Annotated in this window: 14 protein-coding genes; 7 read left to right on the forward strand and 7 right to left on the reverse strand. The window is 68.9% G+C overall.

Translation table 11 applies throughout. The features are described 5' to 3' along the window. Nucleotides 1-206: 206 nt before the first annotated feature. From rsmG to rpmH, 6 genes are all read right to left on the reverse strand, one after another. On the reverse strand, nucleotides 207-923 hold the full coding sequence (gene rsmG / locus ACWD3E_RS10855) for a 16S rRNA (guanine(527)-N(7))-methyltransferase RsmG (protein ID WP_451387224.1): 717 nt from the start codon (nucleotides 921-923) through the stop codon (nucleotides 207-209). A 116-nt stretch (nucleotides 924-1,039) separates the two neighbouring features. After that, on the reverse strand, nucleotides 1,040-1,552 hold the full coding sequence (locus ACWD3E_RS10860) for a Jag family protein (protein WP_451387225.1): 513 nt from the start codon (nucleotides 1,550-1,552) through the stop codon (nucleotides 1,040-1,042). Between the two features lie 15 nt (nucleotides 1,553-1,567). Further along, a complete protein-coding gene (gene yidC, locus ACWD3E_RS10865) occupies nucleotides 1,568-2,839 on the reverse strand; it encodes a membrane protein insertase YidC (protein ID WP_451387226.1) in 1,272 nt (423 codons plus the stop codon). 3 nt (nucleotides 2,840-2,842) lie between these two features. Further along, nucleotides 2,843-3,208: a membrane protein insertion efficiency factor YidD gene (gene yidD / locus ACWD3E_RS10870; protein ID WP_451349919.1), complete on the reverse strand. Its 366-nt coding sequence runs from the start codon at nucleotides 3,206-3,208 to the stop codon at nucleotides 2,843-2,845. Beyond that, nucleotides 3,205-3,576 (reverse strand): ribonuclease P protein component, encoded by a 372-nt coding sequence (gene rnpA / locus ACWD3E_RS10875; RefSeq protein WP_451387227.1) that lies wholly within the window; start codon nucleotides 3,574-3,576, stop codon nucleotides 3,205-3,207. Before rnpA ends, yidD begins: the two co-directional genes overlap by 4 nt. Before the next feature lie 21 nt (nucleotides 3,577-3,597). Further along, on the reverse strand, nucleotides 3,598-3,735 hold the full coding sequence (gene rpmH, locus ACWD3E_RS10880) for a 50S ribosomal protein L34 (RefSeq protein WP_005482975.1): 138 nt from the start codon (nucleotides 3,733-3,735) through the stop codon (nucleotides 3,598-3,600). Nucleotides 3,736-4,131: 396 nt separating this feature from the next. On the opposite strand from rpmH, the gene dnaA reads away from it, so the two are divergent. Continuing rightward, nucleotides 4,132-6,093 carry a chromosomal replication initiator protein DnaA gene (gene dnaA, locus ACWD3E_RS10885; RefSeq protein ID WP_451387228.1) on the forward strand — a complete coding sequence of 654 codons (1,962 nt, stop codon included), beginning with the start codon at nucleotides 4,132-4,134 and terminating at the stop codon, nucleotides 6,091-6,093. Between the two features lie 66 nt (nucleotides 6,094-6,159). Here dnaA and ACWD3E_RS10890 read toward each other — a convergent pair whose 3' ends face one another. Further along, nucleotides 6,160-6,294, reverse strand: coding sequence for a hypothetical protein (locus tag ACWD3E_RS10890; protein WP_451387646.1), 135 nt, complete (start codon nucleotides 6,292-6,294; stop codon nucleotides 6,160-6,162). An 826-nt stretch (nucleotides 6,295-7,120) separates the two neighbouring features. Between ACWD3E_RS10890 and dnaN the strand changes: the two genes are divergently transcribed. From dnaN to gyrA, 6 genes are all read left to right on the forward strand, one after another. Then, nucleotides 7,121-8,251: a DNA polymerase III subunit beta gene (dnaN, locus tag ACWD3E_RS10895; protein WP_451349922.1), complete on the forward strand. Its 1,131-nt coding sequence runs from the start codon at nucleotides 7,121-7,123 to the stop codon at nucleotides 8,249-8,251. Nucleotides 8,252-8,455: 204 nt separating this feature from the next. Beyond that, nucleotides 8,456-9,331, forward strand: a complete 876-nt coding sequence (gene gnd, locus ACWD3E_RS10900) for a phosphogluconate dehydrogenase (NAD(+)-dependent, decarboxylating) (protein ID WP_451387229.1) — start codon at nucleotides 8,456-8,458, stop codon at nucleotides 9,329-9,331. 62 nt (nucleotides 9,332-9,393) lie between these two features. Continuing rightward, nucleotides 9,394-10,515, forward strand: a complete 1,122-nt coding sequence (gene recF / locus ACWD3E_RS10905) for a DNA replication/repair protein RecF (protein WP_451387230.1) — start codon at nucleotides 9,394-9,396, stop codon at nucleotides 10,513-10,515. Beyond that, nucleotides 10,512-11,075, forward strand: a complete 564-nt coding sequence (locus tag ACWD3E_RS10910) for a DUF721 domain-containing protein (RefSeq protein ID WP_451387231.1) — start codon at nucleotides 10,512-10,514, stop codon at nucleotides 11,073-11,075. Before recF ends, ACWD3E_RS10910 begins: the two co-directional genes overlap by 4 nt. Nucleotides 11,076-11,532: 457 nt before the next feature. After that, nucleotides 11,533-13,614 carry a DNA topoisomerase (ATP-hydrolyzing) subunit B gene (gyrB, locus tag ACWD3E_RS10915; protein WP_451387232.1) on the forward strand — a complete coding sequence of 694 codons (2,082 nt, stop codon included), beginning with the start codon at nucleotides 11,533-11,535 and terminating at the stop codon, nucleotides 13,612-13,614. 42 nt (nucleotides 13,615-13,656) lie between these two features. Then, nucleotides 13,657-16,254, forward strand: coding sequence for a DNA gyrase subunit A (gyrA, locus tag ACWD3E_RS10920; protein ID WP_451387233.1), 2,598 nt, complete (start codon nucleotides 13,657-13,659; stop codon nucleotides 16,252-16,254).

Consider the following 16,254-nt stretch of genomic DNA (forward strand, 5'->3'; position numbering starts at 1 on the left):
GGGAGGCCGTGTCCTCTCCAAGCGAACCGAGAGGCTTCCGGTCGCGAGGTTCGGCCGCAGCGCGGCCACGACTGATGATGCCGTGCAGCAGTGAGCGACGTTTCACGTGAAACACGATGCACAGCGCCGACGACCGGACCTCAGCGACACTCCGGCTTGCATGGGTTTGGCAGCTTGTGTGGAGTACGTCTCGTCGTCAGGACGGATCAGCGGCGCCGACGCGCACGACCGGCCCGAGCCGCCTTCGCCCGCTTGGCCGCGAACCGCACACCGCCCGGAGACTCTCCGACCTCGACCCGCACGACCGTGGACAGCGGATCCACCACGCCCTCACCCACATGCAGGATGGACGTGGAGACCGCACCGAGCTTGCTGAGCGCCGCGGCCGCGGCCTTCAGCTCCTCCTCGGCGGTGTCGCCCTTGAGCGCGAGCATCTCGCCGTACGGACGCAGCAGCGGGATGCCCCAGGTGGCCAGCCGGTCCAGCGGGGCCACGGCGCGGGCGGTCACCACATGGACCGGCGGCAGCGTGCCCAGGACCTCCTCGGCGCGACCGCGCACGACCGTGACGTGGTCGAGGCCGAGCAGCTCGACGACCTCGGTGAGGAAGTTGGTGCGCCGCAGCAGGGGCTCCAGCAGCGTGATGTTCAGATCGTCCCGGACCAGGGCCAGCGGGATGCCCGGCAGCCCGGCGCCCGAGCCGACGTCGCACACGGTCACCCCCTCCGGAACAGCCTCCGAGAGCACCGCACAGTTCAGCAGGTGCCGCTCCCACAGGCGGGGCACCTCCCGTGGGCCGATCAGGCCACGCTGTACGCCTGTCTCGGCGAGCAGCTCCGCATAGCGGACCGCATCGGCGAAGCGATCACCAAATACTTCCCGCGCCTGCTCGGGCACGGGGGGAAGCTCCGCTGCCTCCGTCACGGGGACCGTCCTTCCGTACAGCGCCGGCGCTCCGCGCGCCGGCCACCAGAACTACCAGGCTGACAAAGTTCGGCCCCGCCTGCGCTACAGACGGGGCCGGTGAAACGTGGGACCGATCAGGCGGGCAGCACGACGACGAACCGCTGCGGCTCCTCGCCCTCCGACTCGCTGCGCAGTCCGGCGGACTTGACCGCGTCGTGCACGACCTTGCGCTCGAACGGGGTCATCGGCTTGAGCTTGACGGGCTCGCCGGTGTTCTTGGCCTCGGCCGCGGCCTTGGCGCCCAGCTCGGACAGCTCGGTCCGCTTCTTGGCCCGGTAGCCCGCGATGTCCAGCATCAGCCGACTGCGGTCACCGGTCTCCCGGTGCACGGCCAGCCGCGTCAGCTCCTGCAGCGCCTCCAGCACCTCGCCGTCCCGGCCGACCAGCTTCTGCAGTTCACGGCTGCTGGTGTCGCTGATGATCGACACGGAGGCGCGATCGGCCTCGACGTCCATGTCGATGTCGCCGTCGAGGTCGGCGATGTCCAGCAGACCCTCCAGGTAGTCCGCCGCGATCTCACCCTCCTGCTCCAGGCGGGTGAGGGTGTCTGCACCCTCGGCAGCGGCGGAGGTGGTGCCTTCCGTCACGGGATGGGCTCCTTCTTACTTCTTGGACGGGGACTTGGGCCGCTGCGGGCCACCCTTGCGCTGGCCGGACTGGGCCTTGCTGCGGGTGCCGTTGCCGGGCTTCCGCGACTGCTGGGCAGCGGCGGGCTTGGCGTCCTGCGGCTCGTCGGACTTCTCCAGCGAGGTGGACTCGGTGTCGCCCGCCTGCTTGGGCCCGCCGGACTGACGCTGGGCCTTGGTCTGGCGCTTGGGCTGCTGGCGCCGGGCCGCGGCGGCGGTGGTCGTGCCGCCGTCCTCGGTCTCCAGCACGGCCTGCGCCTCGCTCTTCACCACGGTGCCGTCGGCCTGGGCGGCAAGGCCGGCCTTGCTCAGGGAGTTGATGAACTTGCGCTCGAACTCGTTGCGGTCGCGGCCCTTGGCGACGATGGCCTTGATGATGGCCTTCTCGCCGCGCCGGCTGACCTTGCCGTGGTGGGTGACGTGCTTGGTCAGGCGCTCCAGGTAGGCGGCCTGGGCCTTGGAACCCGGGGTCGGGTTGTTGCGGATGACGAACATCTGCTGGCCCATGGTCCACACGTTGGTGGTCAGCCAGTAGACGAGGACACCGACGGGGAACCGGATGCCGAAGAAGGCGAACATGATGGGGAAGACATACATCAGCATCTTCTGCTGCTGCATGAACGGCGTCTTCACCGTGGTGTCGACGTTCTTCGTCATCAGCTGGCGCTGCGTGTAGAACTGCGACGCGGACATCAGGACGATCATGACCGCGGTGACGACGCGGATGTCCGTCAGCGAGGCGCCGAGCTTCGCGGCCGTGTCGGCGCCGTCCAGGAACTTCGCGGCCAGCGGGGCGCCGAAGATGTGCGCGTGCTGCGCGCTCTCCAGCAGGTCCCCGTTGATGACGCCGACCTTCTTGCCGCCCGCGATGCCGTTGAGCACGTGGTACAGGGCGAAGAAGAACGGGGACTGCGCCAGGATGGGAAGGCACGAGGACAGCGGGTTGGTGCCCGCGTCCTTGTACAGCTTCATCATCTCTTCGGACTGACGCTGCCGGTCGTTCTTGTAGCGCTCCTGGATCTTCTTCATCTCCGGCTGGAGCGTCTGCATCGCGCGCGTCGCCTTGATCTGCTTCACGAAGAGCGGGATCAGGCAGATGCGGATCAGAATCACCAGGGACACGATGGACAAGCCCCAGGCCCATCCGGTGTCAGGGCCGAAGATCGCGCCGTACACCACATGGAACTGGACGATGACCCATGAAACGGGTGTCGTGATGAAGCTGAAGAGGCTGGCAATCGTGTCCACTAATCATGCTCCTTGGGCATGGGGCGAGGTCTCTGCGGCCGGGCTCGAAGGAAGCTCAGTGGGAGTCTTCTCCTCGGTGGCCGGTTCGGCGGCGGAGGGCCCGCCCTTGCGTGCACGCCAAGCGTCACGCAACAACTCGTGCCACCGCGGGCGCTTGCGTGGCGGAACATGGTCCACACCGCCGAGCGACCACGGATTGCACCGGAGGATGCGCCAGGCGGTCAGTGCCGTTCCCTTGATCGCACCGTGCCGGTCGATGGCCGTGTAGCCGTAGTGGGAGCACGACGGGTAGTACTTGCACACCGGCCCCAGCAATGGACTGATCGTCCACTGGTACAGCTTGATCAGGGCCAGCAGTGGGTACTTCATCGCGCGCCCCCTCCCAGCAGCCGCTCCAGGGCGGCATCGAGGTCTCGGGCCAGCTGTGCGTGGTCCGCGTCGCCCGCTCCGGGCAACGCTCGTACGACTACCAGGCTACCGGGGGGAAAGAGGCCGACTCGGTCGCGCATCAGATGGCGCAGTCTGCGCTTCACTGTGTTGCGCACGACCGCACCACCCACGGCCTTGCTCACGACGAAACCCGCACGCGTCGGGGGAGCGCTCTCCCCAGGCGCGTGCGGGTCCGTGGCACCGCTACGAAGGTGGACGACGAGGGTCGGGCGACCTGCCCGACGACCCCGTCGTACCGCGGTCGCGAAGTCCTCGCGCCGCCTCAGCCGATGCTCGGTAGGCAGCACGACGTCATGACCTGATCAGGATCAGGCGGACAGGCTGGCGCGACCCTTGCTACGGCGGTTCGCGAGAATCGCGCGGCCGGCACGGGTGCGCATCCGCAGGCGGAAGCCGTGGGTCTTCGCGCGACGACGGTTGTTCGGCTGGAAGGTGCGCTTGCTCACTCGGGGGCTCCAGAAAGAATCAGTAGTGGCGGGGTGCCGTCCTGGCTGTCACCGTGCGCCCACGAGTAGCTCGCGTCACGCCCGAGTGCACCGCTTCCCGATCACCTGAAGTGATCTGTGCCCATCGGAGGCAGGCGGCAGCAGCCATCGACAACTCGACCTGGTTACGGTACGCGGGGCTACGCCATCCGGTCAAACCGGGGGTGACTGAGAGACACTATCCACAGGCTGGGGACAACAACTTGAACCCTACCCGCCGCGCTGACTACCGTGGCTGAACTCCGATTCGTTCCCTTATCCCCAGCCGAGCGGGATTGCCCCCGCCCGTCCACCCGAGATTCATCCCGACCCGTCCGCGAACCACACGTTCGTGGGACCTGTGAGAGAGCGTGCCCTGTGGCTGACGTACCTGCCGATCTTGCCGCAGTGTGGCCACGCGTACTGGAGCAGCTCCTCGGCGAGGGCCGCGGTCAGGGTGTCGAGGCGAAGGACGAGCACTGGATCCGGCGCTGCCAGCCGCTCGCGCTGGTCGCGGACACCGCGCTGCTCGCCGTGCCGAACGAATTCGCGAAGAACGTACTGGAGGGCCGTCTCGCGCCGATCGTCAGCGAGACGCTGAGCCGCGAGTGCGGCCGGCCCATCCGCATCGCCATCACCGTGGACGACTCCGCCGGCGAGCCGCCGGCTCCCGCGGCCCGCCCCGCCCAGCAGCCGCAGCCCCGCTACGAAGAACCGCGCTACGAAGAGCCCCGCTACGAGGAGCCGGAGCTGCCCTCCGGACCGTACGAGGGCTACGGTCGCCACCGCGCCGGCGACCAGCTCCCGGGCACGGACCCGGCGTCCCGCCCGGACCAGCTGCCGACCGCCCGCCCGGCGTACCCGTCCGAGTACCAGCGCCCCGAGCCCGGCGCCTGGCCGCGGCCCGCGCAGGACGAATACCGCCAGGACGAGTACCGGAAGGACGAGTACAGCTGGCAGCAGCAGCGGCTCGGCTTCCCGGAGCGGGATCCGTACGCCTCGCCCTCGCAGGACCCGTACGCCACCCCGGCCCAGGACTACCGCTCGCAGGGCATGGACCGCCCGTCGTACGAGCAGCAGCGCGGCGAGTACGACGCCCCGCGCGCGGAGTACGACGCACGCCAGGACTACGACTCCGCGCGCTCCGAGTACGACCAGCGCGACCCCGGCCGCCGTGAGCGGACCGAGCAGCCGGGCGGTGCAGGTCCCGCGCACCGCGCGGGCACCGGCCGCCCGGACGTGCCGGCGCCGGGCGGCGCCGGTTCGCTGGCCGCGCAGTCCTCGGCGGCGGGCGGTTCCGGCGAGCCGACGGCACGGCTGAACCCGAAGTACCTCTTCGACACCTTCGTCATCGGCGCCTCCAACCGCTTCGCGCACGCCGCCGCGGTGGCCGTCGCCGAGGCGCCGGCGAAGGCGTACAACCCCCTCTTCATCTACGGGGAGTCGGGGCTCGGCAAGACGCACCTGTTGCATGCCATCGGGCACTACGCGCGCAGCCTCTACCCGGGCACGCGCGTGCGGTACGTCAGCTCCGAGGAGTTCACCAACGAGTTCATCAACTCCATCCGCGACGGCAAGGGCGACAGCTTCCGCAAGCGCTACCGCGAGATGGACATCCTGCTCGTGGACGACATCCAGTTCCTCGCGGACAAGGAGTCGACGCAGGAGGAGTTCTTCCACACGTTCAACACGCTTCACAACGCGAACAAGCAGATCGTGCTGTCCTCCGACCGGCCGCCCAAGCAGCTGGTCACGCTGGAGGACCGGCTGCGGAACCGTTTCGAGTGGGGCCTGATCACCGACGTCCAGCCGCCCGAGCTGGAGACGCGCATCGCGATCCTGCGCAAGAAGGCGGTGCAGGAACAGCTCAACGCCCCGCCGGAGGTGCTGGAGTTCATCGCCTCCCGGATCTCGCGGAACATCCGCGAGCTGGAGGGCGCACTGATCCGGGTGACGGCGTTCGCCTCGCTCAACCGGCAGCCGGTGGACCTGGGTCTGACCGAGATCGTCCTCAAGGACCTGATCCCGGGCGGCGAGGACAGCGCGCCCGAGATCACCGCGACGGCCATCATGGCGGCCACCGCCGACTACTTCGGGCTGACGGTGGAGGACCTGTGCGGCACCTCGCGGGGGCGCGCGCTGGTCACGGCCCGGCAGATCGCCATGTACCTGTGCCGCGAGCTGACGGACCTGTCGCTGCCGAAGATCGGCGCGCAGTTCGGCGGACGCGACCACACGACCGTCATGCACGCCGACCGCAAGATCCGCGCGCTGATGGCCGAGCGGCGCTCGATCTACAACCAGGTGACCGAGCTGACGAACCGCATCAAGAACGGCTGACCGCCGGGCGTACGGCCGCGCCGGAGGGGGCGCCCTCGGGGACATCCCGGGGGCGCCCTCCGGCGTTCAGGAGGCCCTCGGCGGCCGTTGGCGGCCGTTGGCGAGCCCGTCGTGGAGACTCCCGGACCCGTCGTCGAGGTCCCCCGACCCGTCGTGGAGGCTCCCGGACGGGTTTCCAACGACCTTCCAACGACCTTCCAGCGACCTTTCAACGGGCTCGCGGCGGGCTCCGGCGCCTCCGGACCTCTCGCTCCCCGGCCACCCGCCGTTCGATTAAGTGCCTGGTTACGGCCACTCTCCACAGATTCGGTGACTTTCTGCCGTCCACATCCTGGGGACTGTGGAGTTGTCCCGAACTGCGTCCACAGGGAGGCTGTTCACCCGGCGTCCGCCCAGCTCAGCTGCCTGTGGAATCGTGGACGAACGATCTCCACAGACTGTGGACGAAGCGAAGATCCACAGACTGTGGACGAAGTTGTCCACGGGCAACCCACAGGCTGGGGCCGGTTGTCCCCAGCGATCCCCGGCTTCTCCACATGGCTGTCCGCTGTTCGGCAACGCAACGCACCCGCTCACCGCGTCGAGTGAAAGGCGTCACACGAAGATGCCGGATTGGGGTGTGGGAAACGTGGGTAAACCTGGGGACGCAGCTGGGGAGAACTGCCCTCGGGCTGTGGGCGGGGTGTGCAGAACTTTCTGTTCTCCACAGAAACCCCGGGTTGTCCACGGCCTGCACCCACAGGGCCGGTGGATAAAAATCCTGCTCTGACCTGGGAAAACAGGGTTATCCACGGTATCCACAGGCCCTACTACTACTCCCGACTAGAGAGAGCTGGGAATCCGTTTCGAAGCGGGACCTGTGCACAACTCGCTCCGCCGTGCCCGGCTGCCCCTCCGCCCGACTTGACCCCGACGGGCACCTACTGTCAGTGCGGTGCGTCAGACTGGTCCCCGGTGTCCTTCCCTCCGCAGTGGGCGGTGACACCGAGTCGGAGGACTCAGTAGCAACAGCAGGAGGCGGCTTACGGTGAAGATCCGGGTGGAACGCGACGTACTCGCGGAGGCAGTGGCCTGGGCGGCACGCAGCCTTCCGGCCCGTCCGCCGGCGCCTGTCCTCGCCGGCCTGCTGCTGAAGGCCGAGGACGGCCAGCTGAGCCTGTCGAGCTTCGACTACGAGGTCTCCGCGCGGGTGAGCGTCGACGCCGAGGTCGAGGAGGAGGGCACCGTCCTCGTCTCCGGCCGCCTGCTCGCCGACATCTCCCGTGCCCTGCCCAACCGCCCGGTGGAGATTTCCACAGACGGTGTACGGGCGACCGTGGTCTGCGGCTCCTCCCGCTTCACCCTCCACACCCTGCCTGTGGAGGAGTACCCGGCGCTGCCGCAGATGCCGAGCGCGACGGGCACCGTGCCCGGTGAGGTCTTCGCCGCCGCCGTCTCCCAGGTGGCCATCGCCGCGGGCCGGGACGACACGCTGCCGGTGCTCACCGGTGTGCGCATCGAGATCGAGGGCGACACGGTCACCCTGGCCTCCACCGACCGCTACCGCTTCGCGGTCCGCGAGTTCCTGTGGAAGCCGGAGAACCCGGACGCCTCCGCGGTCGCCCTGGTCCCGGCCAAGACGCTGCTGGACACCGCCAAGTCCCTCGGCGCCGGTGACAGCGTCACGCTGGCGCTGTCCGGCTCGGGTGCGGGCGAGGGCCTGATCGGTTTCGAGGGCGCGGGGCGTCGTACGACCACGCGGCTGCTCGAGGGCGACCTGCCGAAGTACCGCACGCTGTTCCCGACCGAGTTCAACTCCGTCGCCGTGATCGAGACCGCGCCCTTCGTGGAGGCCGTCAAGCGTGTGGCCCTGGTCGCCGAGCGCAACACCCCGGTGCGGCTGAGCTTCGAGCAGGGCGTGCTGATCCTGGAGGCCGGGTCCAGCGACGACGCACAGGCTGTGGAAAGGGTCGACGCGCAGCTGGAGGGCGACGACATCTCGATCGCCTTCAACCCGACCTTCCTGCTGGACGGTCTGAGCGCGATCGACTCTCCGGTGGCGCAGCTGTCGTTCACGACGTCCACGAAGCCGGCGCTGCTGAGCGGGAAGCCGGCGGTGGATGCGGAAGCCGACGACGCGTACAAGTACCTGATCATGCCGGTGCGGTTGAGCGGCTGACGTTTTCCACAGCTGTGCACAGTGCCGGGTGCCCCGAGGGTGCCCGGCGCTGTTGCTGGGCGGGTGTCGGGTCGCTTGCCGGCGGTGGGCGTTTTCGCAGGTGAGCGCGTATGCCCACAGCTGTGCACGAAGGGTCGCGATTAGGCTCGGACCCGGGCACGAAGGTGCCCCAAACGCCACCAGCGACCCTAAGGAACACAACTGATGGAGCTCGGTCTCGTCGGACTCGGCAAGATGGGCGGCAACATGCGCGAGCGGATTCGCCGCGCGGGCCACACCGTCGTCGGATACGACCGCAATCCCGACCTCGCGGATGTCCACAGCCTGGAAGAGCTTGTGGGCAAGCTCAGCGCTCCGCGCGTCGTCTGGGTGATGGTCCCGGCCGGTGAGCCCACCCAGTCCACGATCGACGAGCTGGCCGAGCTGCTGGAGCCCGGCGACGTGGTCGTGGACGGCGGCAACTCCCGCTGGACGGACGACGAGAAGCACGCCGAGGAGCTTGCCGCCAAGGGCATAGGCTTCGTCGACTGCGGCGTCTCGGGCGGTGTCTGGGGCCTGGAGAACGGCTACGCGCTGATGTACGGCGGCGACGCCGAGAACGTCGCCAAGGTGCAGCCGGTCTTCGACGCGCTCAAGCCGGAGGGCGACTTCGGCTCGGTGCACGCCGGCAAGGTCGGCGCGGGCCACTTCGCGAAGATGGTCCACAACGGCATCGAGTACGCGATGATGCAGGCCTACGCCGAGGGCTGGGAGCTGCTGGAGAAGGTCGACTCCGTCACGGACGTCCGTGAGGTCTTCCGCTCCTGGCAGGAAGGGACCGTCATCCGGTCCTGGCTGCTCGACCTCGCCGTCAACGCGCTGGACGAGGACGAGCACCTGGACGGGCTGCGCGGTTATGCACAGGACTCCGGTGAGGGACGCTGGACTGTGGAAGCCGCGATCGACAACGCGGTCCCGCTGCCCGCGATCACCGCGTCGCTGTTCGCGCGGTTCGCCTCCCGCCAGGAGGACTCGCCGCAGATGAAGATGATCGCCGCGCTGCGCAATCAGTTCGGCGGCCACGCCGTAGAGAAGAAGTAGTCCACAGATCCGCAGGGTCGCCTCCGCGATCCACAACCCCGGGGGAGGTCGGCGAAACGACCATGCACGTCACGCATCTTTCGCTGGCCGACTTCCGCTCGTACGCCCGGGTCGAGGTACCGCTGGACCCGGGCGTCACCGCCTTCGTCGGCCCGAACGGTCAGGGCAAGACCAACCTCGTCGAGGCGGTCGGCTATCTCGCCACGCTCGGCAGCCACCGCGTCTCCTCCGACGCCCCGCTGGTCCGCATGGGCGCCGAGCGGGCCGTCATCCGGGCGCAGGTCAGGCAGGGCGAGCGGCAGCAGCTGATCGAGCTGGAGCTGAACCCCGGCAAGGCGAACCGCGCCCGCATCAACCGGTCCTCGCAGGTCAGGCCGCGGGACGTGCTGGGGATCGTACGGACCGTCCTGTTCGCGCCCGAGGATCTCGCGCTGGTCAAGGGCGATCCCGGTGAGCGGCGCCGCTTCCTGGACGAGCTGATCACCGCCCGAGCCCCGCGCATGGCGGGGGTGCGCTCCGACTACGAGCGGGTGCTCAAGCAGCGCAACACGCTCCTCAAGACCGCCGCTCTCGCGCGGCGGCACGGCGGGCGTTCCATGGACCTTTCCACCCTCGACGTGTGGGACCAGCACCTCGCGCGCGCGGGCGCCGAGCTGCTCGCCCAGCGGCTGGACCTGATCGCCGCGCTGCAGCCGCTGGCCGACAAGGCGTACGAGCAGCTGGCCCCCGGCGGCGGCCCGGTCGCGCTGGAGTACAAGCCGTCCGCGCCCGGCGAGGCGCACACGCGCGAGGACCTGTACGCGCAGCTCATGGCGGCCCTCACGGAGGCGCGCAAGCAGGAGATCGAGCGGGGCGTCACCCTGATAGGCCCGCACCGGGACGATGTGCTTCTCAAACTCGGCCAGCTGCCCGCCAAGGGCTACGCCTCCCACGGCGAGTCCTGGTCCTACGCCCTCGCCCTGCGCCTGGCCTCGTACGACCTGCTCCGCGCGGAGGGCAACGAGCCGGTGCTGATCCTGGACGACGTCTTCGCGGAGCTGGACGCGCGCAGACGGGAGCGGCTGGCCGCACTGGTCGCGCCCGGCGAGCAGGTGCTGGTCACCGCCGCCGTGGACGACGACGTACCCCATGTACTGGCCGGCGCCCGGTACGCGGTGGCCGACGGGACGGTGGAGCGCGTATGAGTACCGAGGAACCCACCCCGAAGGCCACCGGGAAGCCGAAGGAGCCCGGGAAGGCGCCCGAGCCCTCCGGTGTCGACCTCGCGCGCGTGGCGTTGCGCGCCGCGAAGGAGCAGGCACGCGCGCGCGGGGATGCGGCGCGGCAGAAGAAGCAGGCCCGGCGCGGCGGCGGTCTGCGCTCCGGCGCGCGCGCCGACGGCCGCGACCCGATGGCGCTCGGCTCCGCGATCAACCGGCTGATCACCGAGCGCGGCTGGGAGGCCCCGGCCGCGGTGGGCGGGGTCATGGGCCGCTGGCCGCAGATCGTCGGGGAGGACCTGGCCAAGCACTGTGTGCCGCAGCGGTACGACGAGGACGAGCGCGTGCTCACGGTCGGCTGTGACTCCACGGCCTGGGCGACCCAGCTGCGGCTGCTCGCGCCGACGCTGGTCGCCCGCCTCAACGAGGACCTCGGCCACGGCAGGGTCCGGCTGCTCAAGGTGCAGGGCCCCGGCGGCCCGGCCCGCCGCTACGGCCCGCTGCGCGCTCCGGGGAGTACGGGGCCCGGCGACACGTACGGCTGACGCCCCCGAAGACCCCTGAGGCCCCCCCGAAGACCCCTGAGGTACGGGTGACGTACCTCACGTCACCCCTGCCCGGGTGCGGTGCGGACGTATCCCCGTGCACAGGCGCGTTCCGGGCCTGGCACACCCTCGTACACAGGTGTGGATCGCCATCTGACCCGGGAGTAGCCAAGGGTTGACGGCTCGAAGCGCTGAGTGCCACTGTGAGCCGCTTGAAGACCCCTTCCGTATATCGGGACCCGGCCGAGACCGGTTGAGGGCGGCACATGGGGACTCAGGTACCGGCAAACCCCCATCACTGTCGGCGCTACCGGTAGACTGGAACGTAATCCCGCCCCAATCGTGGGGACCGCCCGGGAAAAGCTGAGCAAACGCTGATCAAGGCTTACCAACGCAACATGCCGCAGCCGCTCCGGCAACCCTCTCCCAGAGAGGGGTACCCCCAGGAGCCCGGCTCGTGCTGTGCCAGAAAGGGCGCTTCGTGGCCGATTCCGGCAACCCCAACGAGAACATCCCGTCCACCGACGCCGGCGTGAACGGCGAGGCCGCAGACTCGGGCGCAGCCTCCGCCTCCTACGACGCCAGCGCCATCACCGTGCTCGAAGGGCTGGACGCGGTCCGCAAGCGGCCCGGCATGTACATCGGTTCCACCGGCGAGCGCGGTCTGCACCACCTGGTGTACGAGGTCGTCGACAACTCGGTCGACGAGGCGCTGGCCGGGTACGCGGACACGATCGACGTGACGATCCTCGCCGACGGCGGCGTGCGCGTCGTCGACAACGGCCGTGGCATCCCCGTGGGCATCGTGCCCTCCGAGGGCAAGCCGGCCGTCGAGGTCGTGCTCACCGTGCTGCACGCGGGCGGCAAGTTCGGCGGCGGCGGTTACGCCGTCTCCGGCGGTCTGCACGGTGTGGGTGTGTCCGTCGTGAACGCGCTGTCCACGAAGGTCGCCGTCGAGATCAGGACCGATGGCCACCGCTGGACGCAGGACTACAAGCTCGGCGTCCCGACGGCCCCGCTCGACCAGCACGAGGCGACGGACGAGACCGGCACCTCGGTCACCTTCTGGGCCGACCCCGACATCTTCGAGACCACCGAGTACTCCTTCGAGACGCTGTCGCGGCGTTTCCAGGAGATGGCGTTCCTCAACAAGGGTTTGACGATCAAACTCACCGACGAGCGCGAGTCGGCGAAGGCCACCAGCGGCGCGGACGAGGCGGGCGCGGACGAGAGCGCCGAGGTCAAGTCGGTCATGTACCACTACGAGGGCGGCATCGTCGACTTCGTGAAGTACCTCAACTCCCGCAAGGGAGAGGCCGTCAACCCCACGGTGATCGACCTGGAGGCCGAGGACAGGGACAAGAGCCTGTCCCTCGAGGTCGCGATGCAGTGGAACAGCGGCTACAGCGAGGGTGTGTACTCCTTCGCGAACATCATCCACACCCACGAGGGCGGTACGCACGAGGAGGGCTTCCGCGCGGCCCTCACGAGCCTGATCAACAAGTACGCGCGCGACAAGAAGCTGCTGCGCGAGAAGGACGACAACCTCACCGGTGACGACATCCGTGAGGGTCTGACCGCGATCATCTCGGTCAAGCTGAGCGAGCCGCAGTTCGAGGGCCAGACGAAGACCAAGCTGGGCAACACGGAGGCCAAGACCTTCGTGCAGAAGGCGGTCTACGAGCACCTCAACGACTGGCTGGACCGCAACCCGGTCGAGGCGGCGGACATCGTCCGCAAGGGCATCCAGGCGGCCACCGCGCGGGTGGCGGCCCGCAAGGCGCGTGACCTGACCCGCCGCAAGGGCCTGCTGGAGTCGGCGTCCCTGCCGGGCAAGCTGTCGGACTGCCAGTCCAACGACCCGACCAAGTGCGAGATCTTCATCGTCGAGGGTGACTCCGCCGGCGGCTCGGCCAAGTCCGGCCGGAACCCGCAGTACCAGGCGATCCTCCCGATCCGCGGCAAGATCCTCAACGTGGAGAAGGCCAGGATCGACAAGATCCTGCAGAACCAGGAGATCCAGGCGCTGATCTCCGCCTTCGGCACCGGTGTGCACGAGGACTTCGACATCGAGAAGCTCCGCTATCACAAGATCATCCTGATGGCGGACGCCGACGTCGACGGCCAGCACATCAACACCCTGCTGCTGACCTTCCTGTTCCGCTTCATGCGGCCGCTGGTCGAGGCCGGGCACGTGTTCCTGTCCCGTCCCCCGCTCTACAAGATCAAGTGGGGTCGGGACGAGGTCGAGTACGCGTACTCGGACCGTGAGCGCGACGCCCTGCTGGAGCTGGGGCGCCAGCGCGGCAAGCGCGTCAAGGAGGACTCGATCCAGCGCTTCAAGGGCCTCGGCGAGATGAACGCCGAGGAACTGCGCGTGACCACGATGGACCAGGAGCACCGGGTCCTCGGCCAGGTCACGCTGGACGACGCCGCCCAGGCCGACGACCTGTTCTCGGTCCTGATGGGCGAGGACGTCGAGGCCCGACGCCAGTTCATCCAGCGCAACGCCAAGGACGTCCGCTTCCTCGACATCTGAGTCGGTCTCAGCTGACCGCACCAGGAAGGATCTTCACCAGCAATGGCCGACGAGAACACCCCGAGCACTCCCGAGACCGAGGGCGGCGAGACCGTCCTGCGTGTCGAGCCCGTCGGGCTCGAGACGGAGATGCAGCGCTCGTACCTCGACTACGCGATGTCCGTCATCGTCTCGCGTGCGCTGCCCGACGTCCGGGACGGCCTCAAGCCCGTCCACCGCCGCGTGCTGTACGCCATGTACGACGGCGGCTACCGCCCCGAGCGCGGCTTCTACAAGTGCGCCCGCGTCGTCGGCGACGTCATGGGCAACTACCACCCGCACGGCGACTCCTCGATCTACGACGCCCTGGTGCGCCTCGCCCAGCCGTGGGCGATGCGGATGCCGCTGGTGGACTCCAACGGCAACTTCGGCTCTCCGGGCAACGACCCGGCGGCGGCCATGCGCTACACCGAGTGCAAGATGGCGCCGCTGTCGATGGAGATGGTCCGCGACATCGACGAGGAGACCGTCGACTTCACGGACAACTACGACGGCCGCTCCCAGGAGCCGACCGTCCTGCCCTCCCGCTTCCCGAACCTGCTGATCAACGGCTCCGCCGGTATCGCGGTCGGCATGGCGACCAACATCCCGCCGCACAACCTGCGCGAGGTCGCGGCCGGCGCCCAGTGGTACCTGGAGAACCCGGAGGCCTCCCACGAGGAGCTGCTGGACGCGCTGATCGAGCGCATCAAGGGCCCCGACTTCCCGACCGGCGCCCTGGTGGTGGGCCGCAAGGGCATCGAGGAGGCGTACCGCACCGGGCGCGGCTCCATCACGATGCGCGCGGTGGTCGAGGTCGAGGAGATCCAGAACCGGCAGTGCCTGGTGGTCACCGAGCTGCCGTACCAGACGAACCCGGACAACCTGGCGCAGAAGATCGCCGACCTGGTGAAGGACGGCAAGATCGGCGGCATCGCGGACGTCCGCGACGAGACGTCGTCCCGTACGGGCCAGCGCCTGGTGATCGTCCTCAAGCGGGACGCGGTCGCCAAGGTCGTCCTGAACAACCTGTACAAGCACACCGACCTGCAGTCGAACTTCGGCGCCAACATGCTGGCGCTGGTCGACGGCGTGCCGCGCACGCTGTCCCTGGACGCGTTCATCCGCCACTGGGTGACGCACCAGATCGAGGTCATCGTCCGCCGGACCCGGTTCAGGCTGCGCAAGGCCGAGGAGCGCGCGCACATCCTGCGCGGTCTGCTGAAGGCCCTGGACGCCATCGACGAGGTCATCGCGCTGATCCGGCGCAGCGAGACCGTAGAGATCGCGCGCACGGGCCTGATGGGCCTGCTGGAGATCGACGAGATCCAGGCGAACGCGATCCTCGAGATGCAGCTGCGCCGGCTCGCCGCCCTGGAGCGCCAGAAGATCGTCCAGGAGCACGACGAGCTCCAGGCGAAGATCACCGAGTACAACGAGATCCTCGCCTCGCCGGTCCGCCAGCGCGGGATCGTCAGCGAGGAGCTGGCGGCGATCGTCGAGAAGTACGGCGAGGACCGCAAGACCAAGCTGATCCCGTACGAGGGCGACATGTCCATCGAGGACCTGATCGCCGAGGAGGACATCGTCGTCACGGTCACGCGCGGCGGCTACGTCAAGCGGACCAAGACGGACGACTACCGGGCGCAGAAGCGTGGCGGCAAGGGCGTGCGGGGCACGAAGCTGAAGGAAGACGACATCGTCGACCACTTCTTCGTCTCCACCACGCACCACTGGCTGCTGTTCTTCACCAACAAGGGCCGGGTGTACCGGGCAAAGGCATACGAACTGCCCGAGGCCGGCCGGGACGCGCGCGGCCAGCACGTGGCGAACCTGCTCGCCTTCCAGCCGGACGAGGCGATCGCTGAGATCCTCGCGATCCGCGACTACGAGGCGGTGCCGTACCTGGTGCTGGCCACCAAGTCCGGCCTGGTGAAGAAGACGCCGCTGAAGGACTACGACTCGCCGCGCTCCGGCGGTGTCATCGCCATCAACCTGCGCGAGCGGGAGGACGGTTCGGACGACGAGCTGATCGGCGCCGAACTCGTCTCGGCCGACGACGACCTGCTGCTGGTCAGCAAGAAGGCGCAGTCGATCCGGTTCACCGCCTCGGACGACACCCTGCGCCCGATGGGCCGCGCCACCTCGGGTGTGAAGGGCATGAGTTTCCGCGAGGGCGACGAGCTGCTCTCGATGAATGTGGTCCGACCCGGTACGTTCGTGTTCACTGCCACCGACGGTGGGTACGCGAAGCGGACCGCCGTCGACGAGTACCGCGTCCAGGGCCGCGGCGGCCTCGGTATCAAGGCCGCCAAGATCGTGGAGGACCGTGGTTCGCTCGTCGGCGCGCTGATTGTCGAGGAGCACGACGAGATCCTCGCGATCACCCTGTCCGGCGGTGTGATTCGTACGCGAGTCAACGAGGTCAGGGAGACGGGCCGTGACACCATGGGCGTCCAACTGATCAACCTGGGCAAGCGCGATGCCGTGGTCGGTATCGCACGTAACGCCGAGGCGGGGCGCGAGGCGGAGGAGGTCGACGGCGATGAGCCCGTGGACGAGACCGCCGAGGATGCCGCGACCACCGGCACGGACGAGGGTGAGGCGCCCTCGGCCGAGTAG

It is taken from the genome of Streptomyces sp. NPDC002676, assembly GCF_053592455.1.